24 protein-coding genes and 2 pseudogenes are annotated in these 24,129 nt (G+C 68.0%); 11 read left to right on the top strand and 15 right to left on the bottom strand.

Annotation, left to right across the window (positions count from 1 at the left end):
* Nucleotides 1-31: 31 nt before the first annotated feature.
* From ACFWEE_RS29410 to ACFWEE_RS29400, 3 genes are all read right to left on the bottom strand, one after another.
* A complete protein-coding gene (locus ACFWEE_RS29410; protein WP_386893675.1) occupies nucleotides 32-811 on the bottom strand; it encodes a hypothetical protein in 780 nt (259 codons plus the stop codon).
* A complete protein-coding gene (locus tag ACFWEE_RS29405) occupies nucleotides 808-1,296 on the bottom strand; it encodes a SigE family RNA polymerase sigma factor (RefSeq protein ID WP_386893673.1) in 489 nt (162 codons plus the stop codon). Before ACFWEE_RS29405 ends, ACFWEE_RS29410 begins: the two co-directional genes overlap by 4 nt.
* 263 nt (nucleotides 1,297-1,559) lie before the next feature.
* Nucleotides 1,560-2,336: a class I SAM-dependent methyltransferase gene (locus tag ACFWEE_RS29400; RefSeq protein WP_386893671.1), complete on the bottom strand. Its 777-nt coding sequence runs from the start codon at nucleotides 2,334-2,336 to the stop codon at nucleotides 1,560-1,562.
* A gap of 96 nt (nucleotides 2,337-2,432) precedes the next feature.
* Here ACFWEE_RS29400 and ACFWEE_RS29395 point away from each other — a divergent pair, with 96 nt between their 5' ends.
* The gene (locus tag ACFWEE_RS29395; protein ID WP_386893669.1) at nucleotides 2,433-3,062 is read left to right on the top strand and encodes a CGNR zinc finger domain-containing protein; all 630 of its coding nucleotides are present in this window, start codon (nucleotides 2,433-2,435) and stop codon (nucleotides 3,060-3,062) included.
* Here the strand turns inward: ACFWEE_RS29395 and sodX are convergent.
* Nucleotides 2,966-3,403 carry a nickel-type superoxide dismutase maturation protease gene (sodX, locus tag ACFWEE_RS29390; protein ID WP_386893667.1) on the bottom strand — a complete coding sequence of 146 codons (438 nt, stop codon included), beginning with the start codon at nucleotides 3,401-3,403 and terminating at the stop codon, nucleotides 2,966-2,968. The two genes, ACFWEE_RS29395 and sodX, sit on opposite strands and share 97 nt — an antisense overlap.
* 201 nt (nucleotides 3,404-3,604) lie before the next feature.
* Here sodX and sodN point away from each other — a divergent pair, with 201 nt between their 5' ends.
* Nucleotides 3,605-4,000 carry a superoxide dismutase, Ni gene (gene sodN / locus ACFWEE_RS29385; RefSeq protein WP_266708992.1) on the top strand — a complete coding sequence of 132 codons (396 nt, stop codon included), beginning with the start codon at nucleotides 3,605-3,607 and terminating at the stop codon, nucleotides 3,998-4,000.
* Nucleotides 4,001-4,138: 138 nt separating this feature from the next.
* Here sodN and ACFWEE_RS29380 read toward each other — a convergent pair whose 3' ends face one another.
* From ACFWEE_RS29380 to ACFWEE_RS29365, 4 genes are all read right to left on the bottom strand, one after another.
* Nucleotides 4,139-4,780 carry an HAD domain-containing protein gene (locus tag ACFWEE_RS29380; RefSeq protein WP_386893665.1) on the bottom strand — a complete coding sequence of 214 codons (642 nt, stop codon included), beginning with the start codon at nucleotides 4,778-4,780 and terminating at the stop codon, nucleotides 4,139-4,141.
* Between the two features lie 15 nt (nucleotides 4,781-4,795).
* On the bottom strand, nucleotides 4,796-5,488 hold the full coding sequence (locus ACFWEE_RS29375) for an SAM-dependent methyltransferase (RefSeq protein ID WP_386893663.1): 693 nt from the start codon (nucleotides 5,486-5,488) through the stop codon (nucleotides 4,796-4,798).
* Nucleotides 5,489-6,400 carry an aminoglycoside phosphotransferase family protein gene (locus ACFWEE_RS29370; RefSeq protein WP_386893661.1) on the bottom strand — a complete coding sequence of 304 codons (912 nt, stop codon included), beginning with the start codon at nucleotides 6,398-6,400 and terminating at the stop codon, nucleotides 5,489-5,491. It lies immediately after the preceding gene.
* 77 nt (nucleotides 6,401-6,477) lie between these two features.
* Nucleotides 6,478-7,227 carry a hypothetical protein gene (locus ACFWEE_RS29365; protein ID WP_386893659.1) on the bottom strand — a complete coding sequence of 250 codons (750 nt, stop codon included), beginning with the start codon at nucleotides 7,225-7,227 and terminating at the stop codon, nucleotides 6,478-6,480.
* Between the two features lie 202 nt (nucleotides 7,228-7,429).
* Here ACFWEE_RS29365 and ACFWEE_RS29360 point away from each other — a divergent pair, with 202 nt between their 5' ends.
* The 3 genes from ACFWEE_RS29360 (at nucleotide 7,430) to ACFWEE_RS29350 (ending at nucleotide 10,217) form a co-directional block, all read left to right on the top strand.
* Nucleotides 7,430-8,785, top strand: a complete 1,356-nt coding sequence (locus ACFWEE_RS29360; RefSeq protein ID WP_386893657.1) for a tetratricopeptide repeat protein — start codon at nucleotides 7,430-7,432, stop codon at nucleotides 8,783-8,785.
* Between the two features lies 1 nt (nucleotide 8,786).
* The gene (locus ACFWEE_RS29355) at nucleotides 8,787-9,317 is read left to right on the top strand and encodes an NUDIX domain-containing protein (protein WP_386893655.1); all 531 of its coding nucleotides are present in this window, start codon (nucleotides 8,787-8,789) and stop codon (nucleotides 9,315-9,317) included.
* 258 nt (nucleotides 9,318-9,575) lie between these two features.
* A complete protein-coding gene (locus tag ACFWEE_RS29350) occupies nucleotides 9,576-10,217 on the top strand; it encodes a hypothetical protein (protein WP_386893653.1) in 642 nt (213 codons plus the stop codon).
* Nucleotides 10,218-10,249: 32 nt separating this feature from the next.
* Here the strand turns inward: ACFWEE_RS29350 and ACFWEE_RS29345 are convergent, their stop codons facing one another.
* Complete coding sequence (locus ACFWEE_RS29345) at nucleotides 10,250-10,603, bottom strand: transposase (protein ID WP_386893703.1); 354 nt, start codon at nucleotides 10,601-10,603, stop codon at nucleotides 10,250-10,252.
* A gap of 421 nt (nucleotides 10,604-11,024) precedes the next feature.
* Between ACFWEE_RS29345 and ACFWEE_RS29340 the strand changes: the two genes are divergently transcribed.
* Together ACFWEE_RS29340 and ACFWEE_RS29335 are read left to right on the top strand one after the other, a co-directional pair.
* Nucleotides 11,025-13,028, top strand: coding sequence for an ATP-dependent endonuclease (locus ACFWEE_RS29340; RefSeq protein WP_386893651.1), 2,004 nt, complete (start codon nucleotides 11,025-11,027; stop codon nucleotides 13,026-13,028).
* Complete coding sequence (locus ACFWEE_RS29335; protein ID WP_386893649.1) at nucleotides 13,016-14,653, top strand: UvrD-helicase domain-containing protein; 1,638 nt, start codon at nucleotides 13,016-13,018, stop codon at nucleotides 14,651-14,653. The genes ACFWEE_RS29340 and ACFWEE_RS29335 overlap by 13 nt, the downstream gene beginning before the upstream one ends.
* Nucleotides 14,654-15,274: 621 nt before the next feature.
* On the opposite strand, the pseudogene ACFWEE_RS29330 reads toward ACFWEE_RS29335, so the two are convergent.
* Nucleotides 15,275-15,650 (bottom strand): annotated as a pseudogene (locus tag ACFWEE_RS29330) (tyrosine-type recombinase/integrase); the annotation flags it as partial.
* A 327-nt stretch (nucleotides 15,651-15,977) separates the two neighbouring features.
* Nucleotides 15,978-16,568 (bottom strand): hypothetical protein, encoded by a 591-nt coding sequence (locus ACFWEE_RS29325; RefSeq protein WP_386893647.1) that lies wholly within the window; start codon nucleotides 16,566-16,568, stop codon nucleotides 15,978-15,980.
* Between the two features lie 66 nt (nucleotides 16,569-16,634).
* Here ACFWEE_RS29325 and ACFWEE_RS29320 point away from each other — a divergent pair, with 66 nt between their 5' ends.
* Nucleotides 16,635-17,690: a 5'-methylthioadenosine/S-adenosylhomocysteine nucleosidase gene (locus tag ACFWEE_RS29320; RefSeq protein ID WP_386893645.1), complete on the top strand. Its 1,056-nt coding sequence runs from the start codon at nucleotides 16,635-16,637 to the stop codon at nucleotides 17,688-17,690.
* Nucleotides 17,691-19,139, top strand: a complete 1,449-nt coding sequence (locus ACFWEE_RS29315) for a hypothetical protein (RefSeq protein ID WP_386893643.1) — start codon at nucleotides 17,691-17,693, stop codon at nucleotides 19,137-19,139.
* Nucleotides 19,140-20,045: 906 nt separating this feature from the next.
* On the opposite strand, the gene ACFWEE_RS29310 is transcribed toward ACFWEE_RS29315, so the two are convergent.
* The 4 genes and pseudogenes from ACFWEE_RS29310 to ACFWEE_RS29295 form a co-directional block, all read right to left on the bottom strand.
* Nucleotides 20,046-20,474, bottom strand: a complete 429-nt coding sequence (locus ACFWEE_RS29310) for a DUF952 domain-containing protein (RefSeq protein ID WP_386893641.1) — start codon at nucleotides 20,472-20,474, stop codon at nucleotides 20,046-20,048.
* A 34-nt stretch (nucleotides 20,475-20,508) separates the two neighbouring features.
* Nucleotides 20,509-21,504: an NAD-dependent epimerase/dehydratase family protein gene (locus ACFWEE_RS29305; protein ID WP_386893639.1), complete on the bottom strand. Its 996-nt coding sequence runs from the start codon at nucleotides 21,502-21,504 to the stop codon at nucleotides 20,509-20,511.
* A gap of 151 nt (nucleotides 21,505-21,655) precedes the next feature.
* Nucleotides 21,656-22,087: pseudogene (locus tag ACFWEE_RS29300) on the bottom strand (DUF6304 family protein); the annotation flags it as partial.
* Nucleotides 22,088-22,152: 65 nt separating this feature from the next.
* On the bottom strand, nucleotides 22,153-23,118 hold the full coding sequence (locus ACFWEE_RS29295; RefSeq protein WP_386893637.1) for a zinc-binding dehydrogenase: 966 nt from the start codon (nucleotides 23,116-23,118) through the stop codon (nucleotides 22,153-22,155).
* Nucleotides 23,119-23,266: 148 nt separating this feature from the next.
* On the opposite strand from ACFWEE_RS29295, the gene ACFWEE_RS29290 reads away from it, so the two are divergent.
* Together ACFWEE_RS29290 and ACFWEE_RS29285 are read left to right on the top strand one after the other, a co-directional pair.
* On the top strand, nucleotides 23,267-23,476 hold the full coding sequence (locus tag ACFWEE_RS29290) for a helix-turn-helix domain-containing protein (protein ID WP_266709022.1): 210 nt from the start codon (nucleotides 23,267-23,269) through the stop codon (nucleotides 23,474-23,476).
* On the top strand, nucleotides 23,476-24,066 hold the full coding sequence (locus tag ACFWEE_RS29285) for a Clp protease N-terminal domain-containing protein (protein WP_386893635.1): 591 nt from the start codon (nucleotides 23,476-23,478) through the stop codon (nucleotides 24,064-24,066). Before ACFWEE_RS29290 ends, ACFWEE_RS29285 begins: the two co-directional genes overlap by 1 nt.
* The last annotated feature ends 63 nt before the right edge of the window (nucleotides 24,067-24,129 follow it).

Below are 24,129 nucleotides of genomic sequence, written 5' to 3'. Positions count from 1 at the left end.
TCTTCCGCCACAGCCCCGAGGCGCGCACAGGTCACTTCCCCGGCAGCAGCTCCGGACGCTGCATCAGCTCACGGACCTGCGCGGCGGTGAGCGGCGGAGCCTTCAGCAGCGGGCCCTGCGCCCCCTTGGCCTCGAAGCCGGTGCTGGAACGGAGCATCAGAGCGCTGCCGTCCGTCAGGACCAGCTGCCCGTCGATCTCCGGACCCCACTGGGGTGTCCCTTCCCCGTAGTCCATCGCGTCGCTCCACGTGGTGAGGACCCGCCCGTCCGGCAGCACCTCGCGCACGCAGTCGGCGCGCTTCGGCTCCTTGCCGTTGACCTTGCACAGGTCCTGCTCGGCGAGCGGCACGCCGTCGCCGCTCTTCGCGGCGAGCTCCTTCGCGCTCCGGAGCTGGAAGGTCAGATAGCCCACCCCGCCGTCCTCGTGGACCGCGTAATCCCCGTCCAGGGGACCGATCCGGTGCTGCTCGACCGAGTCGGGCTTCACGTGCTTGATGAGCGAGACCAGCGAGACCTCCTCCAGCCTGCCCACGCCGGAAGGCAGCAACGCCGTCACCCGGCTCGCCCTGTCCGTGCCGGACGTGGCGGACGCCGCGACCGAGACCCGCTCCAGCGGGGTCGCGCCGTCCTGGTTCAGCCGGGGGATGCCGACCGCCCCCGCCGCCACGACCGCGAGGGCCGCGCACGAGACCGCCGCCCGCCGGCGGAACCGCACCCGGGCCGCGCCCGCGTACACCGCCTCCGTCGACAACACCGGCCGGCCGGCGTCCGCCGCGGCCTTCTCCAGCAAGTTCTTCACGTCCTCGCTCACACCAATTCCTCCGTCATCTCGGCGCGCAGCGCCGCCAATCCCCGAGCCGCGTGGCTCTTGACCGTGTTCTGCCGCATTCCGAGCAGGTCCGCCGTGGCCTCGACGCTGAGGTCCTCCCAGTAACGGAGGACCAGAACCGCGCGCTGCTTGGCCGTGAGCCGGGCGAGTGCCGCCCGGACCTGGAGGCCGGTGTCGCTGTCCTGCTGGCCGGCCGCGCGGTCGGGCAACTCGCCGAAGGGCTGCTCCCGCCGCCAGAACCTGCGGCGGGACGCGATGAAGGTGTTGACCAGCGTCTTGCGCGCGTACGCCTCGATGTTGTCGAGCCGCCCGTGCCGCCGGCCGCCGACCACCACCTTCACGAGCGCCGTCTGCACCAGGTCCTCGGCCTCGTGCCGGTCGCCGCACAGCAGATAGGCGCTGCGGAACAGCGCGGTGCGTCGGCCCTCCACGAAGGCGTGCAGCGCGGCATCCTCGTCCGTCCGCATTCCCCGCCCCTCTCCAGGTCCGCGGGCGCGGACCGTCTCACCCCTTCCAGTGCGCCGGACCGCGACGGAGGTTGCGGCCGGAGGCGACGGATCGGGGACGTGTTCGGCGGCGGGGCGGGGCGGGGGTGGGGACGGGCTGCCGAGGTGCGGGGTGCGGGATGCCGGGGGCCGGGTCCCGGGGATGCCGCCGGGGTCCGGGTGCCGGGACGCGGCGGCGGGGGCGGTACGGAACCCTCCCGTACCGCCCCCGCCGCCCGGCGCCGTCACTTCAGCGCCAGCACCACCGCGTCGGAGGGCGAGGCCCAGACCGTCCGCGCCTCGCCGAACCCGGACGCGCGCAGCGTACGGGCGTGCCAGTCCGCCGAGGGCGCCTCCCCGTCGGCGTGCTCGCCGTAGATCGCGAACCGCTCGGCGGTCGGTCCCGCGAGGGCCGGGTCCTTCGCGGCCTCGCCCCACCACGCGGACCAGTCGAGCGCGCCCGCCGCCCTGGCCCGCTCCATCCCGGCGTGCCGGTGGGCGCGTTCGGCCGCGTCGATGCGGGGTGTGGACGCGTCGGTCATGTGGTCCGCGTTCATGAACACCCCGCCGCCCCGGACCAGTCCGGCGACCTGCCCGTAGAGCGTGGTGAGCGGCTCACGGTGGAACCAGTGGAGCGCGGTGGCCGTGAGCACCGCGTCGAAGGAGGTACGGGGGAGCGCCGCCGTCCACGCGGGGTCCTTGAGGTCGGCGGTGACCAGGGTGACCCGGTCGTCGCCGTCGAAGGTGCCGCGGGCGATGGCGAGGAGCGCGGGGTCGAGGTCCACGCCGGTACTGGTGGCCTTCGGGAACCTGCGGAGCAGCCGGTCCGTAATACTTCCCGTACCGCACGCGAGGTCGAGCACGCTCGGCTCGGGGCCGACCAGGGCCTCGACCATGTCGAGCATGATCCGGAAGCGTTCCTCGCGGTCCGGCATGTACCACTCCTGCTGGCGGTCCCAGCTCCGCTGCCAGGAACGCCAGTCGGTGCCCGCCGCCGAGCCCGTCACCTCGGAGTCCGTCATGTGAACCCTCACCTCTGATGTAATACCCAATTTGCGTGATGGACCATTACACTGCTGGTTGTAGGGAACTTTAGACCCACGCCGTAAGGACGACAAGTGGAACTGGCCTATTACTCGGACTACGCCGTGCGTCTGGTCAACACCGAGGAGCCGGCCCGCAACAAGGACGCGCTCACCTCGGTCGACGCCGTCCGCGGGCTCTTCGCCGGGAATGCGCAGGCGGCCCGTCGGGCGACCGACGCCGACGTGACCCGCTTCCGTTCCGTACGGGGCCGGCTGCGCGCCGTCTTCGAGGCCGCGGACGGCGGCGACGAGACCCTCGCTGTCGACCTGCTGAACTCCCTGCTGCTGGAGTTCCCCGTCAGCCCGCAGATCTCCGGCCACGACACCCTGGACAGCACCGGAAAGCCGGACTGGCACATGCACCTGGCGGACCACCCGTCCAACGCCACCGCCGGGTACGCCGCCATCGCCGCCATGGGGCTCGCCTTCCACCTCACCACCCACGGGGTGGACCGGCTGGGCCTCTGCGAAGCACCGCCGTGCCGCAACGCCTACCTGGACACCTCCACCAACCGGTCGCGGCGGTACTGCTCCGACCGCTGCGCCACCCGCGCCAACGTGGCCGCCTACCGGGCCCGCAAACGCCTGGAGGCCGACCGGTCCGCCGACAACGGCCGCACCGCCGAGGCCACCCAGCCCAGCACCGCCAGCGGCGACCGCTGATCCTTCCGCAACGGCCGGAACCGCAGCTGCGCCCGGGCGAGGACCAGATCCTCCGGGACCGTCCCGTACACCGTGCTGTCCCCGCCCGCGAACGTGTTGTCCGCCAGCACCCACCAGCCGCCGGGACGGCGCTCGGTGGCCCGCTTCACCACCAGCAGGTCCTGCTGGAAGGGGTGGCGCAGAATCACCACGTCCCCCGGCCGCACCGGCGCCCCGTACCGCACGAGGAGCCGGTCACCGTGATACAGCGTCGGCACCATCGAAGGCCCCGTCACCTCCACGACCTGGAACCGCACCCCTGCCGTCCGCCCGTCCCCGGGCCCCTGCGCCGGCTCCGCCATCTCCGCTACCTCCCCGGTCCGTTCGTCCGCCCCGTTCGTCCGCCTCCAGTACAGCGCCTCGCGCGCCGCTCGTACATTCGGCCCCGGGCCCTCATCCTCACCCCGGACTTTTGACCTAAGCCCATGGGGGCACTCGCTGAAACAGGTGCTCCACGGAGTAATGTCCCACCTGAGAAGACGATCACGAGGAAGGACAGCTCCATGCTCTCCCGCCTGTTTGCCCCCAAGGTGAAGGTCAGCGCCCACTGCGACCTGCCCTGCGGTGTGTACGACCCGGCCCAGGCCCGCATCGAGGCGGAGTCCGTCAAGGCCGTCCAGGAGAAGTACCAGGCCAACGAGGACGCGGACTTCCGCACCCGCTCGGTCCTGATCAAGGAACAGCGTGCGGAGCTCGCGAAGCACCACGTCTCCGTGCTCTGGAGCGACTACTTCAAGGCCCCGCACTTCGAGAAGTACCCCCAGCTGCACCAGCTGGTCAACGACACCCTGAAGGCGCTCTCCGCCGCCAAGGCGTCGAACGACCCGGCCACGGGCCAGAAGGCTCTGGACCTGATCGCCGAGATCGACAAGATCTTCTGGGAGACCAAGAAGGCCTGATCTCAGGTCGGGCGTCCGATCCGCGAGTTCTCGCGGGCCGCGTCGCCCACCCCCCTCGCACCCGGTCCGCAGGACGCCGAACACGGCGTCCATGGTGGGCCGGGTGCGGTGCTTTCGGCCCCGCCCGACTCCGCCACATCAGCGGTGCTGATCCCTGCCACAGACCGCAGACGGATCACACGGGACGAGCAACACCCCGTTGCCCCGCTGTTCGCCACAGCGTGGGCACAGTCGTCGGACGTCGCGGGCTGTGGGTAACTGCGTCGCCCATGTCGTGAGGTCGGTCAGATGCTCGGGTCGCAGCCCGATACGCGGGTCGGGCTGAACGAGGAGGGTCGGCGCTCCTTCGTCGGTTCGTTCCGCCGCCCAGCCGTGGTCGAGGCTGGTGAAGTCGTCGTCGATCCAGACGGCGGGAGCTCTGCCGAGCCAGGTGTCGACGTGGTCGCGTTTCCAGAGGTAGCCGTCGGGGTGGCTGGTGGTGATCTGAGGGCGCGGCAGGTCGAGGTGGGGGAAGTCGGCCAACCCCAGGAGAGGGCCGATGATCGTGGTGGCGTCCCCGCGCCAGCTCGTGCACCACACGGGGGTGACGAGTCCGCTGGTCAGGAGCTCGGTGAGAATGCGGCCCTGGTTCGGGTCGAGCCAGATGGGCACGGGGTCGTCGGGGTGTCGGTCGGTGGGCAGGACGGTGTGGCGGACGTGGGTGGGCGGGATGCTGCCGTCGGCGGCCGGGAACGGGATGAGGACGCCGTCGATGTCGAGGAGCAGGTAGGGCAGGGTCATCGGTGCCTCCGGCAGTCAGCGTTTGCGGGCGGTGATCAGGAGGGTGGTGGGCCACGGGTCGCGGCGTGGGTGCCGCAGCTCCAAAACCGATGTGATGCGCAGGCCGGTCCGGGAGAGGTGGGCGTCCCAGCGGCGGGCGCTGAACTCCCATCGGGCGAGGGGCAGTCGGGTGCGGTCGGGCATGCTGACGTAGTCCTCGCGCGGACGGTCGTCCGTGGACGGATGTCTTCCGGCCCGTGCCGGGTGAGGGACGGAGAAGGCCAGCACAGCGTCAGGCTTCAGGCGTCGGGAAACAGCGGTGAGGAGGAGTTCGGGGGCGACGAGGCCGACGGCGCCGAAGACGGAGTAGATCGCGTCGAAGGTCTGGCCGGTGCCCTGCAGGTGGCGCAGTGCGTGACCGGCAGTAAACGTGGCACCGTCGATGTGGCCGTAGTGGGAGCGGGCCCGGCGTACCTGGAGGCCGACCAGGTCCACGCCGGTGACGCGGGCCCGGTGGTGCTTCGCGAGGTGGGCCACGTTGTGGCCGGGGCCGCAGCCCAGCTCCAGGACGCGTTTGCCACACAGGTCCCGGCCCAGGATCTCGGCGCCGGGACCGATGCCGGCGTGGGTGGTCCATTCCATCCGGGCCGGTGCGGTGAGGGCGTGCGCGGGAGCGGCGGCTGTGCGCTGGGCCGCGTGGGTGTACCAGGGGGAGATCTGAGCGAGCACTTAGACCTCCAGGAGTCGGACCACGTCGTTCAGGTGGCGGCGGACGACGGGGATGTACGCGGGGTCCTTGACCGGGTCGTCGATCCAGCGGATGGCCTGCTCCATGAACCACTCCACGGCCCACATGCGGTGCCAGCCCAGGGCCCATGCCTCGGCGGTCAGGCCGCCCCGGGCGGCGAGGGCGTCCTCATGACCGCCCGCGGTGACGTACTGCTCCAGGAACACCCGCATGCGGAAGGGGCTCGGTACGTCGGTGGTGCCGTGGTAGGAGGCGAGGTCGATCAGACCGGGTCCGGTGAAGGCGCGGGCGAAGTCGAGAAGGTGCCAGCCGCGTTCTCCGATGTGGAGGCTCGTGGGGTGGAACTCGGAGTGGACCCATCCGAACGGGTCGAGCGTCGCCCCCTGTGCACGGGCCTCGGCCGCTGCGGAGATCTTTCCCAGCGCGGTCTCGATGTCGTCGCAGTCCGTCCACCGGTCGGCTTTCCGCAGCCGCCCGAGGTGATCGAGGGCTCGGCCGGGCAGAGCTGCGAGGCCCGCTCCGTCGAGGAGCGGCAGACCGCCCGCCGGGCGTGCGGCATGGAGCATCACGGCGGCGGCGACACCGTCGAGGTCATCTGCGTCCCGTACGGGAGTGCCGAGGTCGTCCATGAACATTCCGAGCCACTTGCCCCGCACGGCGGTTGCGTGGAGCGCCGGTACCGGGAGCCGTCGCTCGTAGGCCAATCGCAGGGCCTGGGCCTCGCGGTCGAAGGGTTCCTTGGCGTACTTGAAGACGGCCGTGGTGCCGTCGGGGAAGGTGACGCGTTCGACGCCGGACATGCCCCAGACGCGAATCTCGGCACGGTGGGGGAGGGGCTTGCCGACGAGGGTGCACAGGTCGTTCAGCAGGGTGGCGGACAGGCTCTGGTCCATGAGGTCTCCAGGGGACTGGTGGGCTCCGGGGCGGGCGCGCGCGAGCTGGCCCGCCCCGGAGCCGTACTGGGGTGGGGTTACTCGGCTGCGGTCACGCGGTGGGCGTAGACCTGCTCGATCCAGCCCGCCTTGAACTCGGCCAGGTCGTCACGGAAGTTGGCCATCGAGGCACCGTAGGGCGCGACGACGCCGCCGGACTGGTCCGGCACGGACTGGCAGCCGTGCACGAGTCGGCCGCCGAGCGCGGCGTGGGCCTTGATGGACTCGATCCGGCGGTGCTCGTTGAACCAGCCGCCGTGGTAGACCTCGTCCAGCATTCCGCCCGTCGCCTCGTCCAGGTCGAAGACGACGGAGGTGGCGGCGGGAAAGAACCAGCACGGGCCGACGTTGGAGATGTGCCCGTCCAGCTCGACCTTGTTGAGCGCCATCAGCGTGGCCGCCTCACGCAGCATGCGCAGGTGGTCGGTGGTGATCTGCGGGAGGCCGAGGCCGGCCAGGTGCTCCTCGCGGAAGAGGTACGCGTACACCCCGTACGCCGTCGCCAGCACGCGGGCGGCGTCGGAGGTGGACTCGCTGTGCTGCTTGACGAAGTCGAGCGCGAGCTGCTCGACGGCGCTCTCGGTGGTCTCGTCCACGTCGAGGAGCTGGGCCTTGACCAGCTCCCAGTCGGCGATGAGCCAGGTGTTGGACTCGAAGCGGAAGAAGTACTCGGCCGGGTCGATGGTGATGCGCCGGCCGTCGACCTGGATGCCGGGCAGGCGGTTCCAGCGCGGGTCGAAGGCGTCGGGCAGCTCGACCGTGATGGTCGCGGTGTCGATGGTGGTCACCGTGTCTCCGTCTCTGATCGTCCGGACCGGGGCACAGGAATGCCCGAGCCCGTTGGGGTGTACGGAACTTGGGGGCCGCCCGGCCCGTGATGCCGTGAGTGGGGCGGCTGTCGATAAGTGAACCGTTCGCTACGCAGAGTGGGTACGGTGTGACCGAGGCCAAGCGGTATACGCGGTTTACGGATCCGGATGGGAGGCGGTGGTGTCGGCACCGACCAGCGCCAACTCCCGTCTGCGCGACACGATCAGCGCCGCCGGGTGCACGTACGACGCGCTTGCCAAGGACGTACGCCGTATCGCGGCCGAGAACGGCGAACTGCTCCAGACCAACAAGTCGGCCATCTCCCATTGGGTGGGCGGTGCCCGCGCGCCGTCCGGCCGGGCAGGCCAGTACCTCGCCGAAGCTCTCTCCCGGCGGCTGGGACGCGTCGTCACCCGAACCGAGCTCGGCCTGCACTCGCCCGACGTGGAGTCGCCACCGGACACCGACCCCGTCACCGCGGTCACCGACCTCGGCCGCGCGGATGTCGAACGCCGAAGCTTCCTCGCCATCGCCGCCTTCACCACGGCCGGCGTGGCCATGCCGCTCCAGCACGACCACGAGGCCACCTCGCGGATGCTCCGCGCCCGCACCGCCAGCTCCCTCGTCGGCAGCGACGACATCGACGTCGTACGGCAGATCACGGCTGCCTTCAGCACCGCCGACGAGAGGCTCGGCGGCGGGCACGGCCTGACCACGGTCACCGCGTACCTCGCCGACACGGCGGCCCCCATGCTGCGCGGACGGTTTTCCTCGGAAGCCTTACGTCAGGCCGCCTTCGGCGCTGTCGCCGAACTGGCCTACCTCGCAGGGTGGAAGCACCACGACCTTGGACACGAAGGCGCTGCCCAGCGCTACTACCAGGTCGGCTACCAACTCGCCTGCGAAGCCGACCCTCACGGCCACGCCGCATGGATGATGCGCGCCCTCGCCCACCAGTCCCTCAGCCTCAAGCAACCCCACCACTGCGTGGACCTCGTCGAGGGAGCCCTCACCCGTGGCCTCGGCCACGTCGACGGCCAGACGGAAGCGCTCCTCCACATCACCCACGCCCGCGCCTACGCAGCCGTCGGCGAGAATCCACGGGCCGCCCGAGCTCTCCTCGCCGCCGAAGACGCGCTCCTGCGCGAAGACGGTCCCCAGCCCAGCTTCTCCCGCGTCAGCGGCCCCGCCGCCGGCACCGTCTCAAGCCACACCGCCCGCACGCTGACCGACCTCGCCGACCACATCGGTACGGAACAACAGCACCGCGACGCGCTCACCCGCTGGGATCCGGAGAAGTACAAGCGCGTCCACGCCCTCACCCACGCCGACCTGGGCGACAGCCTCGCCGCCCAGGCCCGAGCCGATGAAGCTGTCGCGGCCTGGACCCAGGCCCTGGTCCTCATGGAGGGCATGACTTCCGACCGTACCCGCAAGGCGATCACCTCGATCCGCTCCACGCTCGCGATCTACCAGCGCCGCCGCGTTCCCGGCGCCGCAGATCTCGCCCGCCGAGCCCGCGAGGCCCTCGCCTAACATGCCCAACAACCATCCCGACGAAGGGAACCCCGTGGCTCAGCAGACCGACCACCGCCCCCCGGCCCTCAAGCCGGCGCTCGACTCGATGACGTTGCTCGTCGCGGCCGTTATCGTCCACGACAAGGCCACCAACCGCGTCGTCCTCCTCCAGCGCAGCGAGAACGCCAAGTTCGCCCAGGGGATGTGGGACTTGCCGGTCGGCAAGAGCGAGCCGGGCGAGCCCATCACCGAGACCGCGGTCCGCGAGTTGTACGAGGAGACCGGCCTCACGGTGAAGCCGGAGGCCCTCAAGGTCGCCCACATCATTCACGGCGCCTGGGGTGTTGAGTCCCCCAACGGCTTCCTTACGGTCGTCTTCGCCGCCGGGGAATGGACCGGCGAACCCGAGAACCGCGAACCCCGCAAGCACGCCCAGGTCCGCTGGGTCGACGCCGACGCCATCCCCGAGGAGTTCGTGGACACCACTTCAAGCGCCCTCCACCGATACCTGGCGGGAGGCCCGGAGGTTTCCCTCAACGGCTGGAGGTAGAGGAGGGCCCGCACTCCGTACGGACTGAAGGGACCAGGGTCTTTGAGAGGCGATCTGATGTCCGGGTTTGTCAGATGAGTCCAAGGGCGGTGAGGGGCCGCAGGCGGTTTCGGGCGGTGTGGCTGGATATGTCCGCGAGAACGGGCTCTGGTCCAACTTTTGTGGAGCGGTGACGCGCAGTGTTGTTGAACAGCTCTGCGATGGTGATGTGCCACCACGACGGACGGTGTATCGGTGGGGCAGTCGATAATGCCGGTCATGGCAGATCGCAGTCCGGCGCTCCGGATCATGAACTCGGCGGCGCGGGAGTCCCTGAAACCGCTCGGCCTGGTTCAGCGCGGGCGGTCGCGGCTGTGGATCGACGATCACGGGTGGTGGCTCGGGGTTGTGGAGTTCACTCCACCGCGGATTGCCGGCAGCGGTCTGTACGTCGGCGCTATGTGGCTGTGGCACGACGTGGCCCACCTGGCCTTCCACGTGGACGCCGTCCGGGTCGGCTCCGAGCTCTTTCGCACCGAGGACCAGTTCACGCCGCTGGCACTCGAACTTAGTCGGCGGGCCGCCGTGAACGTGACCGCGCTGAGGGAGAAGTTCCCGGCTCTGCCGGACGTCGCCCGATACCTGACGTCCAGGCCGGTGCGGCAGGGATTCTTCTGGGACAGCTTCGACACTGGGATCGCAGCCGCCCTGGTTGGGGACCCGGACACGGCCCGCGATCACTTCGAACGAGTCCTTCGAGAGGACGCGCTGGCCCCGTGGATAGTCGAAGCCCAGAAAAAGGCGCGTGAGCTTCACGCGATCGCAGCAGATCACGTCGCCGTCACCGCCTGGGTCACGTGGGCCGTCGAATCATGCCGGAGCAAGCTGGGTCTGGATCCAGTGTCGTTTGCGATCAGCTGAAGGGTCCCGCTTGTCGAGCAGCAGAGCTGCGGTCAGGGGACTCGTTTCCGCAGAAGGCCGAAGCCGGCCCGGCCGTACATCTGGCGCTTGATCATCTTGATTCGGTTGACGTGGCCTTCGACGACGCCGGAGCTCCACGGCAGTGTTAGGCCGGCGGTTACAGCGGCGAGATCGCGTTCGAGGCCGTTGGCGAAGGTGTGGAGGCTGGGAGGGTCGTCGGCGCGGACCGCCTTGATCCATTGCGGGAGCTGGTCGCCCTGGAGCTGGGTGAGTATCTTCCCGAACCCGCGGACGTGTCCGGTGAGGGCATCGAGCTCGGGGCAGCTGGCGAGGACGGATTTGAGCCTCAGGCGTTCGCTCTCCGGCAAGGTGTCGGGGTGGGTCAGGATCCAGCCGGTGACCGTGCGTGGGGACGGCGGACGGGCTGCCGGGGCGGTCGGGGATGTCCGGAACGACTGGAGGGCGTTTGTGCAGCCCTCGGCCCATCGCTCGTGCAGGTAGGGCTTGAAGTCGTCGAGCTTAGCCTCGATCTTTCGTGACGGTCCGCTGATGGACTCGGTGGGCCGTCACGAAAGATCGAGGTTAGCCTGCGCGATAGAGCCCGCTCTCGACGTCTCAGGCTTCAGGGACTCCACAAAGATCAGCGCAGCTCAAACGACGACCGAAATCGACACAGCGCGTCATGCATCTGATCATTTTAGGCCAAGTAGGCACCTCTGCCCCTTCCGTATCAGATACTGGTCTGACTCTCGGTACGCACACGGGTGCCCTCCCGGGAGCTGGGGTGGGGACAAGATCGGGAGTGAGATGCAGCTGACGCATGCCGAAGTGATCAACTTTCGCGCCCTCGAGAGAGTGGACGTCCGGCTTGACCCGAAGGTCACTCTCATCGTCGGGCGCAACAACAGCGGTAAGACGTCATTCGTCAACCTTTTCGAGAAGTTCTTCGGAGAGGAAGACACGAGGTTCGTCCTGGAGGACTTCTCCACTTGCCGCATCGCCGACATCGAACAGGCGCGACAGATCTTCGGCGAGGCTCAGAAGCATGCCGACCATGGCGACTCCGCGACGAGCGAAGACCTGTTGGCTAAGGCCTATGATCTCGTCCCAGCTGTCCAGTTGGTCCTCACCATCCAGTACACGGAAGAGGACGATCTCGCGCCGCTCACAGGTGTGATCCTCGATCTGGACGACACGTGCTTCGAGGCCAAGATCGAAGCGGCGCTCGAGGTGGCCCGCCCACACGACTTCCTCAAGGACTTCTGGTCGGCCAGCCAGCGAAAGCATTTCGATCGCATCAAGTGGCTGCGCAAGAACTTCTCGGAGTATTTCGCCGCGGCCTATCGTGCGGTCAGCCCCCTGGACAAAAACGTCCGCAAGGAGATCAAGCGCGGCGCCGCTGAATCCGTACTGTCGGTCAAGTTTGTCTACGCGCAGACCAAGATGGATGACACGCCGAGCGACAAGGCCCGAACGTTGTCGAAGACGTTCGAGGCCTACTACAAGGTCAACAGCGGGCAGGAGGACCGTCACCAGAGTATCGAGCAGATCGAGACGGCTTTGGCGTCCGCCTCCCAGCAGCTCGACGACAACTACGCCACACTGTTCAACCCCATCTTCGAAGACCTGCGCACCTTCGGGGTGGGGACCATCACCCCCGTTCAGAAGCCCCGCATCGTCTCCCTCATCGAGGCCTCAGGTATTCTCCGCGGCAGCACCCGCATCCAGTACCCATCCGGGGACGACGACTTCCATCTTCCCGAAGGTCACAACGGCCTGGGCTATAGCAAGCTGATCTTCACGATCCTGCAGGTCATCAGCTTTCACCAGACCTATGAGCGCACCACACCCAAGCCGGCGCTGCAGGTGCTGTTCATCGAGGAGCCCGAAGCTCATCTGCATCCCCAGATGCAGGAGACGTTCATCAAGAACATCCAGGACTTCATCGATCGCAAGACGGGCTGGAAGGTGCAGGTGGTCATCACCACGCACTCCTCCCACATCGTTGCCAGTAGCGGATTTCACACGGTGCGCTACTTCGATCGTTCCGAGCCGCAGCTCACGGTCAAGGATCTCTCAACCTTCGAGGCTAAAGTGAAGGCCACCCCGCAGGGTGACGAGACCTTGCGCTTCCTGCGCCAGTACATGGTCTTGCACCGGTGTGACATGTTCTTCGCCGACAAGGTGATCCTGATCGAGGGCACCGCGGAACGGCTGATCCTGCCCGAAATGGTCCGGCGCTGCGCCAAGGGGCTCCTGAACCAGTACGTATCCGTCATCGAGGTCGGCGACGCCTACGCCGTCCGCTTCCGGGAACTTCTCGGCTTCCTGAACGTCAAGACGCTTGTAATTACCGACATCGACTCGGTGTGCCCGAAGCATCGCAAGGCCTGCCCACCCGGCCAAGGGCAGACGATCACCTCGAACTCGACGCTCAAGCATTGGCTGCCCGCCAAGTCCAGCATCACCGAGCTGCTCGCCACCGACCCGGCTGACAAGCAGCAGGGTCATGTCCGCGTTGCCTACCAGATCCCCGAGAAAGATTCGGGAGCCTGCGCGCGGAGCTTCGAGGATGCCTTCATCATCGCCAACGCAGGAGCACTCGCGCGGGACTTCCGTCAGCTCGCCCTGAGGGCGGCCTTCATCAAGGAGGTCGGGGCCGACCCCACTACCGACGAGATCGAAGCCAAGGCCTACGACATCGCACTGCAACTCGCGGATCACAAGACGGACTTCGCCTTCGACGTCATGCTCTTGGAGGACTGGGTCGTTCCCCGCTACATCGCCGAAGGACTGCAGTGGCTCGCCTAGGCACCCTCGAAGTCGTCGCCACCGAGATAGAGGCCCGGCGTAGTTTCCTCGTCGAGGCAGGGGCCGGCGCCGGCAAGACGACCACATTGGTACACGCCCTGCGGCACCTCCTGGCCCACCACCGTGCGGACTTGGAGGCACACGGCCGCAGGATCGCCTGCATTACCTATACGAACGTCGCCAAGAGTAAGATCCTTGAACGCATCGCCGCAGATCCGCTCGTCGATGTCGGCACCATCCACGAATTCCTGTGGAGTGTCGTCCAGCCGTACCAGCGTGAACTCTGGCAGCATATTCTCGACTACAACAAGGAGCTGTCGAAACCGGAAGACCTTGATGACGTTACCGATCCTCCCGTCATCGTGTATTCCGACCGTGGGCGCAGGCTGCACGAGGGGCGCATCTCTCACGACGATGTCATCGCGCTGTCGCTCCGTCTCGTCACGGCCCACCCCAAGCTCGTACGCATCATCACCTGCAAGTACCCGGTCATCTTTGTCGACGAGTACCAGGACACCTCGCCCAAGACGATCCAGTTGCTACTGGACTACCTGGCAGGCGCAGGCCGCGAGCAATGCGTGGTCGGTCTTTTCGGTGACTCCATGCAGAAGATCTATGAGTCCGGAGTCGGAGCGGTGAAACGGCCTGGTCTTCTCACTGAGATCACCAAGCACGAGAACTATCGCTGCTCGCCCCCCATCGTCGAGGTGCTCAACCGGATGCGCCCCGAACTCCCCCAGGACGCCGTCGGCGAGCAGCAGACCGGCGAAGTCCACCTCTTCCTCAACAGCAGCACACCAGCCGGGCCTGAGCGACTCGCCGCCGCCGAAGCAGTCCTGGCCCGGAACGGATGGACCCGGGAGAACTCCAAGTACCTGCTGCTCACCCACCGGGGGATAGCCGGCACCCTGGAGTACGCGAACCTCTTGGAGCAGTACCGAAAGCTGGGCCGCTACGGTCCCGACGACCTCATGGCTCGCAACGAGCCTTACATCCAATACCTCACTCGCATCGAGGCCGTCAGCACAGCGTTCCGCAACAATGACTTCGCCGAACTGACCAACCTGCTGGACGAGGGACGAATCCGGATCACCCATCATGCCCACAAACGTGCGATCAGTGACGCGATCCGTGCGCTCGACGACGTACGCAGCACAGGCACAATCGGCGAGGTGCTCGATCTGATGGCTGACGGGCATCTCCTCGCCCTGCCAGGAAAGCTCAAGGACTTGGAGCGCCGGAGATCCGCGCCGAACCTGGAGGAGCGTGATCAGCGACGGGCGGGTTTCTCCAATAGCCTCCGCGCCGTGTCCTACCGTGAAGTCATCAGCGTCACCCACTTCATCGATGAACTCACCCCGTTCTCTACCCAGCACGGTGTCAAGGGCGACGAATTCGAAAACGTCGTCGTAGTGGTCGACGACCGTGCCTGGAACAGGTACAGCATCGGCAAGATGCTCGCCGGCACCGACAAACCCGAACGTACCGAACGGTCACGCAATCTGTTCTACGTCTGCTGCTCCCGGGCCCAGCGCGGCCTGGCCGTGGTATTCATCGACGATCTCCCGGACGGAGCGGAGCCCACCCTCCGCGCATGGTTCAAGTCAGGCACCATCCACCCGTAAGACACGCCCAGCCAGACCAGCCACGCATCAGGGTCTTGGAGAAGTGATCTTGTGTCCGGATTCGTCAGGTCAGTCCGAGGGCGGGGAGGGTCCGGTGGTGGTCGCGGCCGGTGCGGCGGAGGGCGGCGGCGATGTCGGTGTGGCCGCCTTGGCGGTGGACTCCGATGGCGAGGTCGCACAGGCCGCAATCACATTCTGTTCCAACGCTCTGCTGTGGTTTGCGGCTGGAGTCGAAGACTGCCCTCTGTCAGGCGAGGCGGATGGTGGAGAACAGTTCGGCCAGCAACACCTGACACAACTGCAGCGAGACCCCCGGCCTCATTCGAACTCCTCAACCGTCGCCAGCACGCCATAGCGGGACCCGATGGCGCCTTAAGGACCAAGATCCAGTTCGATTTAACCTCTCACCTTAGGTGTCTCTCGACCAAGGGTCGCCGCAGCCGCAGCCGCAGCCGCAGCCGCAGCCGCAGCCGCAGTCCGCACACAGTCCGCAGGACACCCGATCAGGACCGTCGCACCCCATCGCTGGCCAACAGCAAAAGGCCAGGTCAACAGCCCACAGGGAAGATCCCCGCAGGTCGCCGACCTGGCCCATTACTAGGAGACCAAGAAGGCCTGATCTCAGGTCGGGCGTCCGATCCGCGAGTTCTCGCGGGCCGCGTCGCCCACCCCCCCCTCGCACCCGGTCCGCAGGACGCCGAACAGGCGTTCATGGCGGGCCGGGTGCGGTCTTCTTCTCCCTGCGACAGATGCGCGTAGATCCGCAGCGTGATGACGGCGGACGCGTGGCCGAGAACCATCCGTACCTGCCTTGACGCCCGCTCCGCCCGCGATGAGCGCGGAGGCGTAGAAGTGCCGCAGGTCGGGTCACCAGGTGCGGCAGCTCGACGGGCTTGCGGCCCTCCCGCTCGGCGGGCCCCTTCTCGGCCGCCTGGAGCGTCCTGCGGGCGCAGTTCCACTCGGTCATCCAGCGGCGGTAGTTGAGCTGCTCCCCCTCCGCACCGTCCTGGCGGTCTTGGCCCGCCGAGCACCGCGAGTCGCAACCGCCCGCCGCTACGGCCAAGACGTGCGCGCGGCCCTCCCCGACCGCGCCGACGGGATCGGTCCCTCGCCGACGCCACCTGGACCGCCCTGACCACAGGCCTCGCCCTAGCCGAGACCTCCGGCCACAACCCCCGATGTCTCCTGGGGGAGGTGGTCGCCCAGCGGGAACGAGCCGCATGACGCGCGCAGCCGCACCCGGTCTCTCCCAGCCGGAATCCCGATGAGAAATGGCCGGCCGCAGGGGAAGCGGCTGACCTCGTCGGCGGACGCCCGCTTGTGCCTACCGTCCGGACGGCGCCGCAGGGCTCCACGAGGAGGGGCGGGCGTAAAGCAGCATTTGAACGCCGAGCCCTGTGATGGCCAATCCTTCGATGACCGATACGGACAACAATCCGGCGTCGTATTCGCCCGTCGTCCAGAAGGCCACCAACCCGGCCAGTGGCACCAGGCAGAAGGCTGCCAGGTCGATCAGGAGCTGTATCAGCTTCCGCGACTTTCGCCGATCGTCTGAACGATGGGCCATCTCCCATCCGAAGACTACGACCTGACGGTCCCCGGATTGGCTGAGAGCGGCCAGCTGCGGCCCCAACTCCTCACGGATGTAAGTTCCGATCGCGGAGATCTTTTCGTCGTTGACGAGGTAGGTCCACCCGAGCACTACGCAGACAGGAGGCAGGGAAAGCAACAGGACTGGTGCCTCCGACTGGGCTGCGGCGGCGACTACAGCGGTGACGGCGGCGAGGGCGACATACAGAAGATTGTCACGGAAGCCGATCCTCGCCTTCTGCTCCTCCTTGATCACTTGGTACTCCACGAGATGCAGGCCTGCCAGAGTGGTCACCCCCTGCTGATCCGACCTCTCCGAACGCATGATCCTCCCTCACTTCGAGGCGTCAACGACACCACAGAGCATGGCAGTTATCCGTATGCTTTGCCTATGTCGGACCCGGCTCCCTTCATTGCGGTACTGACCGCGCTGCCCGTGGAGTACCTCGCTGTGCGTGAACACGTCACGGACATTGAGCCGCTCGTCCACCCACATGGCACTCGTGTTGAGAGCGCACGGCTGCCCGGCACCCCGTGGCGCATCGCGCTCGTCGAGGCAGGAGTGGGCGCTGGCGCTACCGCGGTGCTCACCGAGCGCGTGGCGCATTGGTTCAACCCTCAAGCGGTGCTGTTCGTGGGTGTGGCGGGCGGGCTCAAGAGCGACATTCAGGTGGGCCACGTGGTTGTCGCCACCAAGGTGTATGGGATCCACGGAGGCAAGCAGAGTCCGGGGCGATTCGAAGTGCGTCCCGACGTCTGGCCGTCTTCCCATCGGCTCGACCAGGCGGCACGTGCCGCCTTGCGAGGGCGAGGCGGCGTGCACTTCAAGCCGATCGCATCCGGCGACGTGGTTCTAGCTGACGCCGAGTCCGAGATTGCGGCCTATCTGCGCGCGAACTTCAATGACGCGGCGGCCCTCGACATGGAGGGAGCCGGCCTGGTGCAGGCCGCTCACCTCGCCGGCGGTCTGGACGCTCTCGTCATCCGGGGTGTGAGCGACAAGGCCGACGCGGAAAAGTTCAGATACGACGCGCAAGGGTCTCAGGAGCTGGCATCCAGGAATGCGGCAGAGGTTACCGTCGCGATCTTGCGAACTCTTGAGCCGGTGAGGCCACGGGATCGCACCATACATGCTCCACGGTCTGCATCGTCCAGGGAAACAGCATCGGGACCTATCAGGGCTCCCCATGTTTGGGGCATTTCAGAATCCGAATACGAAGTGCTCAGTGCTCTTGCCCGGAGCGCTTCCCGCTCTCTCGACGGGCGTCTGGAGGAGTCTGTTGCCGTCGAGGTGGCCGCCGAGGCGTCCCCACACCTTTCGCCGGATCTGGCGAAAATGGCCATGCGACTTCTGATCGACCGTGGATACTTGCGTGCCAGCCCTAGCGGTCGCATGGAAGTTTCATCGAACGGCCTCCAAGCCCTTGCCAGAGGAAGGAAGAAGTAGATGGGCCGCCGTCAGTTCAGCATCTCCAACGTATCCCAGTCGGCCGGTGAGGGAGTCCTTGACATTCCCAGCTTATCGATCTTGCGCTACAAGTCCCCCGAGGTTCTTCTTGAGGAATTCCGGGCCATCTGGGGCGTTGACTCCCGCACGGTTGCCCTCCCTGTAGCAGAGGCGGATGGCCTCCTGTATGAGATCCTCGGAATGAGGGGAGTTCCGCTCTCCAGTTACGCGCAGCCTTCCCCGGCGCTGAAGAGTTTCGAGGATGTCGTGAAGGCGTTCATGTCACTCGGGAAGAATATTATTCTGACGTTCGTTCCGACCATGGGATATATCCCTGGAGAAGGACTGCTGACTCGCGACATCAACGGAACGACCTCGCCGCAGCCCTGCCTTGCCAATCCGCGTTCGACTGAGGTGCTAGGTGCGATCTTGGGGACTGGCATCGATATCGTTAAAGACGTCGCGGCACGTCTGACTGGAGTCGGGTTGCAAGGAGTGGCTCTTGACATCACAGACCTCTGGGGAATGGGCGGCGAGGACGCCCAGGTCGAAGCCTCATGCTTCTGCGCTGCCTGCACGCAGCATTTCGCGGACACCGCGCCTGACCTCCTGAAACACTTCAAGACATTCCCGAATCCTTGGAGCCTCCTCCTCCGGCCCACGGCAACTGGGATCGACTACATGAGCGAAGTCCCACTGGGTATCACTCCTGAGGAGGTTGTTGGAATCGCCCATCAACGCAAGTATGTCGAGCAATTCCCGAAATCTGAACGGTATGAGCTGATCGAGTACGCCAACCTGCTCCTGCGCTACATGAGGACTCGGCACTCGCTCACCGTCGGCGCGATCGGCGCGCTATTCGACTACGCGTTGGACGGTTTGGAAGACCGGCTTCTGCGGATTCTGCTAATGGAGGGAGAAACGTACGGCTGGACATCAGGGCTTTGGCTGGAGGAGCTCGACAACGAATTTCGCGCGGACGGCTCCGGAAGCTACGACGAAATCTGGCTGAACGTCACGCCTGGGTATCTTCCTCAAAACGTTCCTTACCGTGCGTACATGTGGCGACGAAGTCGGTACGCCATCAGCAACTTCTTCAACTTTGCCGGCAGTTTGGCGCATGCCCCGACTCGCGTGAACACCGGACTGAGTCGAATGAGTATCGAAGAGTGTCGCCGTATGGTGGCTAACAATTGGCAGCGCGTGCACGCGAGTTCTATGAACTCCCAAGCGGCCCTACTCGGCCTTGCCACTGAGGAAACGTCCCAGAGCGATGTTCGTCGAGGATTCGTCGGTGTCGGGCTTGACCGGGAGTTCGGTGATCGGTTCAGTGATCAGATCGCGATCCTGCCGAGCCAAGTGGATTATCGTGCTCGTCCGGGGAACCTGGCGCTCGATGCCGACCTTACGGCCATCCTTCAGCGCATGCGGGAGGATGGTGCTTCGTAATTCGGTTCGATATCGCAACTGCTGGGGGTTCTAGCGGCTTTCTCGGCGCTCCGTATTGTGCGACTTCTGACGGTGGGTGGTCCGCTCCTCCAGTAGGATGCGACGGTTAGGCATCATCTTCTTTGTGGACGCTTTCGGATTTTAGCCTCGCGCTTTCATGAAGCGGACTGCCCAAAAGGCGTCAGAATGACAGAAAGTGTCTGTTCCTGGTTAGGATCATGGTTGCCGAGGGCCTTGTTCCCGCCGTTTCGGAGGCTCTTGCTGGGTGAAGGAGTGCCCCGACTTCAGTGACGCCGCCTCAGGGAGGCAGCAGCACTTCAGTAGGGGGGGCAGGGCGGGGGCACTTTGAATGCTTCCCCGCAGTCCGCACGCAGTCCGCAGGACGCCCGGTCAGGGAAGTCGGGACCCATCGCTGATCAACGGTGAAAGGCCGGGTCAGCGGCCCGCAGGAGTGATCACCGCAGGTCGCCGACCCGACCCGTCACATGGAAACCAAGAAGGTCTGATCTCTGGCCGGGCCGTCCGACCCGCGAGCTTCGCGGGTCGCGTAGCCCACCTGACCGCACCAGGTCCTCAGGGCGCCGAATGTGGCGTCCATGGCGGGCCGGGTGCGGTGCTTTCCGGCCAGGGGTCAGCGCAGATGCGTGAGATCGCGCCGACCCTCGTCAGCATCTGCTGGGCATCCTTCCCGCCACCACATGGGTGGACATGTTCCCCGTCCATGGCTTCAACCCTCGCGCCGAGGGAGCCGGCGGACGGGCCCACGTCGAGCTTGTCTCCTCCTCGTTGGGCGTCACCGAGCCGGGAGAGCTCGCCCTGTACGCCAAGGCCTGCGCTCGGCCGAGCGAAGCAGCTGTGCGGGGAGACGGCGCGAAGGACCCGTCGAGAAGGCCCGTACCTTCTGGGTCACCGTTCCTGCGGGAGGTTGACGTCGGCTCGGGCTTGGGCGGCCGTCCCGGATGCCTTCAGCGCCACTCCGCCGCCCCCGTCGCCCGTCCACGCCCGCACTTCGACCACCGCGTCCACCGGCAGCGGCCCGTACAGGTGGGGGAACTCCTCGCCGCCCTCGGACATGGCCTCGTGGCGCAGGGGTGCGGTGAGGCGGGCCGGGTCGATGACCAGGACGACCAGCTCCACGTCCTTGGAGCCGGAGCCGGAGCCGGAGCCGGAGCCGTACAGCATGCGGGCCACGGCGGGGAGTTGGTGGGGGTGGGAGAGGTGGATGAAGCCCTCCTGCTGGAGGGTGCGGCCCCGGGTGGACCAGGTGTAGGCGCCCTCGTGCAGGGCCGCTGTCCAGAGCGAGCGTTCGGTGAGGTGGAGGAGGAAGTCGGTCATGGCGCCACGGTAGGCCGTATGCCGCCCCGGGGCCTCAGCCGGTCGCGAGCAGGCGGGCCTCCACTTCCGGGGCGAGGCCGACCGGGGGCCGGCCGGGGCGCTGTGGGGCGACGCCCCCGATCGATCGCAGCCAGGTCCAGGTGTCGGCGACGGTCTCGCCGACGGGACGGCAGCGCAGACCGGCGGCGAGGGCCTTGCTGACGTCGCCCCGGTGGAGGGTGTCGTGCATCTCCCCGGCGGGCAGCCAGATCGGGAGCTGGGTCCAGGGCTCCACACCCGCCGCGAGGACGGTGTCCGGGTCGGTCCAGCGCAGTTCGGCGTCGGAGCCGGTGACCCGGACGCAGGCGTCCAGCAGCTCGCCCAGGGTGGCGTGGCCGGACTCGCTGACCGTGTTGTACGGGCCGTGCAGGCCCCGCTCCGCCGCGTCCAGCACCCAGGTGGCGAGGTCGCGGGCGTCGATGTACTGGAGCGGGCTGTCGTGAGGGCCCGGCGCCAGGACCGGACCGCCCCGGGCTGTCCGGGTCAGCCACCACGGCAGCCGGCCGATGTTCTCGTACGGGCCGAGGATCAGGCCGGGGCGTGCCAGCAGGGCGCGGTCGCCGAAGGCGTCGAGCGCGGCCAGCTCACCGCCCAGCTTGGCCTGCGGGTACGGGACTTCGCCCGCCTCGTCCGCGGAGGCGCCGGACACCAGCGGGCCGTCCTCGGGCAGTCCGGCCGCGGCCGGATACGGGTGTACCGAGCGGGTGGAGACGTACGTGTAGTGGCCGGCCCGGTCCGCGAGCAGCCGGGCCGCGTCCCGGACCGCCGCGGGCGCGCCGGTCCAGGTGTCGACCACCGCGTCCCACGCGCCGCTCTCCAGGGCGGCCAGACCGGCCTTCCCCGCCGTCCGGTCGCCGTGCAGCGCCTCCGTCCCGGGGATGGGCGCCTGGCGGCCACGGTTGAAGACGGACACGTCCCAGCCGCGCCCGAGCGCCGCCTCGGCGACGGCGCGTCCGACGAACTCCGTGCCGCCCAGAATCAGGATCTTCATGGTGCGACTCTGCCCCGGGGCGCGGGGGAAGGGAACCCGGCCTCGCTGTTGGCAGAGCGGGGAACGAAATCCGGCTTCCGGGAGTTCGGCGACACCGCGCTCGGAGTCCGGGGCAGCGGTGGCCGGGCCGTCAGAGAGCCGGAGCGCGCAGCAGCTGGACGCCCTCGGGGAGGGCGTCCCGTATCGCGGCCAGGGCCGCCGCGAAGTCGCGCTCGGCGCGCGCCGATTCGTAGAGCGCGCCGTCCAGGTGCAGGGCGAGGTGTACGTCCGGGTCCGCGCGGCGCAGGGAGAAGAGGCAGCTCAGCGTCGCGGGCCGTTCGGTCTCCACGGAGCCGGTGCCCTCCGCGACGACGGTCACCGGCTGGTCCCACTCCAGGACGCAGTCGGTCAGGGCGCCGTCGGCGAGCGCGAACGAGGCGCCGTCCGGGAGCGGTTCCCCCACCGGGCGGAGGTCGTCGAGGCGTTTGCCCTCGAAGTCGACGCCCCGGATGCGCAGCTTGATCACGCCGCCGTCCGCGACGACGGTCGCCGCGTCGGAACCCAAGTGGTCCCGGTACCAGCCTGCCCACGACTCGTTTGTCATGAGCAGGGACTGTAGCCCCTGCTCATGACGCGTTTCGTGCCGCCCTCCACTTCGCGGTGCGCGGATCAGGACGCGGTCAGTACGATCTTGCCGAACTGCTCGCCCGTCAGCATGCGTTCGAAGCCCTCGCGGGCCCGGTCGAGCGGCAGGACCGCGTCGACGACGGGCCGTACGCCGGTCGTCGCACAGAAGGAGAGCAGGTCCTCCAACTCGTCCTTGGAGCCCATCGTCGAGCCGACGACCTTGAGTTCCAGGAAGAAGATCCTGGTCAACTCGGCGTGCGACGGCCGGTCTCCGCTGGTGGCGCCGGAGATGACGAGGGTGCCGCCGGGGCGGAGCGACTTCACCGAGTGGGACCAGGTCGCGGCGCCGACCGTCTCGATGACGGCGTCCACGCGCTCGGGCAGCCGGGCGCCGGGCTCGAAGGCGTCGACGGCGCCCAGTTCCACCGCCCGCTTCCGCTTCGCCTCGTCCCGGCTGGTCGCGTAGACCCGGAGGCCCGCCGCGCGGCCCAGGACGATCGCGGCGGTGGCGACCCCGCCGCCCGCACCCTGCACCAGCACGGAATCGCCGGGGCGCACACCGGCGTTGGTGAAGAGCATCCGGTACGCGGTGAGCCAGGCGGTCGGCAGGCAGGCGGCCTCCTCGAAGCTCAGCTCCTTCGGCTTGGGCAGCACGTTCCAGGCGGGCACGGCGACGCGCTCGGCGAACGTGCCCTGGTAGCGCTCGGTCAGGATGGAGCGCGGCTCCTTCGGCCCGACCCCGTGGCCGGTCTGGCCGATCACCGAGTGGACGACGACCTCGTTGCCGTCCTCGTCGACGCCGGCCGCGTCGCAGCCGAGGATCATCGGCAGCCGGTCCTCCGTGATGCCCACGCCGCGCAGCGACCAGAGGTCGTGGTGGTTGAGCGAGGCGGCGCGGACCTCGACGGTGGTCCAGCCGGGCCGGGCCTCCGGAGCGGGGCGTTCGCCCAGTTCCAGGCCGTTCAGGGGGTTTTCGCGGTCGATGCGGGCTGCGTAGGCGGCGAACATGCCCCGACCCTAGGCCCGCCCGCCGTCCGATCCAACCGGCTGCCGGTGTGACACGCGCCGCGCTTCCCGCCCTCTTGCGCGGAGCCCCGGGGCACGTCGTATGTCAACCAGGGTTGACGCGGGTCGGGTGTCAACGTACGTTGACATCATGACCGAAGCAACGGACCTGGCCGCACGCGCCGGGGATCGCGATCCGCGCGTCGGGCTGCGGGCCGTCGCCGCGCTGCGGCGGCTGCTGGAGCAGCTCGAAGCCGTACAAGTCAGAAGCGCCCGCGCCAAGGGCTGGTCGTGGCAGGAGATCGCGGCCGAACTCGGCGTCAGCAGGCAGGCCGTGCACAAGAAGTACGGGAGGAATTGATGTTCGAGCGCTTCACCCAGGAGGCCCGGGCCACCGTCGCCGGAGCCGTCACCTTCTCCCAGCGTGCGGGGGAGGACAGCATCACCGAGGAACACCTGCTGCTCTCCCTCCTCGACCAGGACGCGGGCCGGGCCGCGGACGCCCTCGCCGCGCTCGGCGTCACCGGCCGCCGGGCCTCCCTGGAGGCGGCGCTCGGCGAGGCCCGTCGGCTGGGCGGCCTGACGAAGGCCGACACCCAGGCGCTGGCCGGGCTCGGCATCGACGTCGGCGAGATCGTCGCCCGGATCGAGGAGGAGCACGGCGAGGGGGCGCTGGCGGAGGACGCCAGGGGCCGCCGCCGTCGCCGTTCCGGCCGCCGGCCGCTCACGTCCGGCGCCAAGGGGGTGCTGGAGGGCTCCCTGCGGATCGCCGTGGGCCGGGGCGACCGCTCCATCGGCGGCGAGCACCTGCTGCTGGCGCTCGCCGCGCGGCCCGGCGTGGTGGCGGACGTGCTCACGGACCACGGCGCCTCGTACGCGGCCGTGGAGCGCGCGCTCCAGGGGACCGGCCCCGAGGGCGGGGGAGGGGCGGAGGCGAAAGCCGCCGGTTGACGCGCCCGTCGGCCGATGCGCCCGCGCGCCCGTGACGCGGTCAAAGCCGCCACCCGCGCGGGT

This window comes from Streptomyces sp. NPDC060184 (assembly GCF_042728795.1).
Lineage (GTDB): Bacteria > Actinomycetota > Actinomycetes > Streptomycetales > Streptomycetaceae > Streptomyces.
This window is presented reverse-complemented; position numbering and strand designations above follow the sequence as displayed.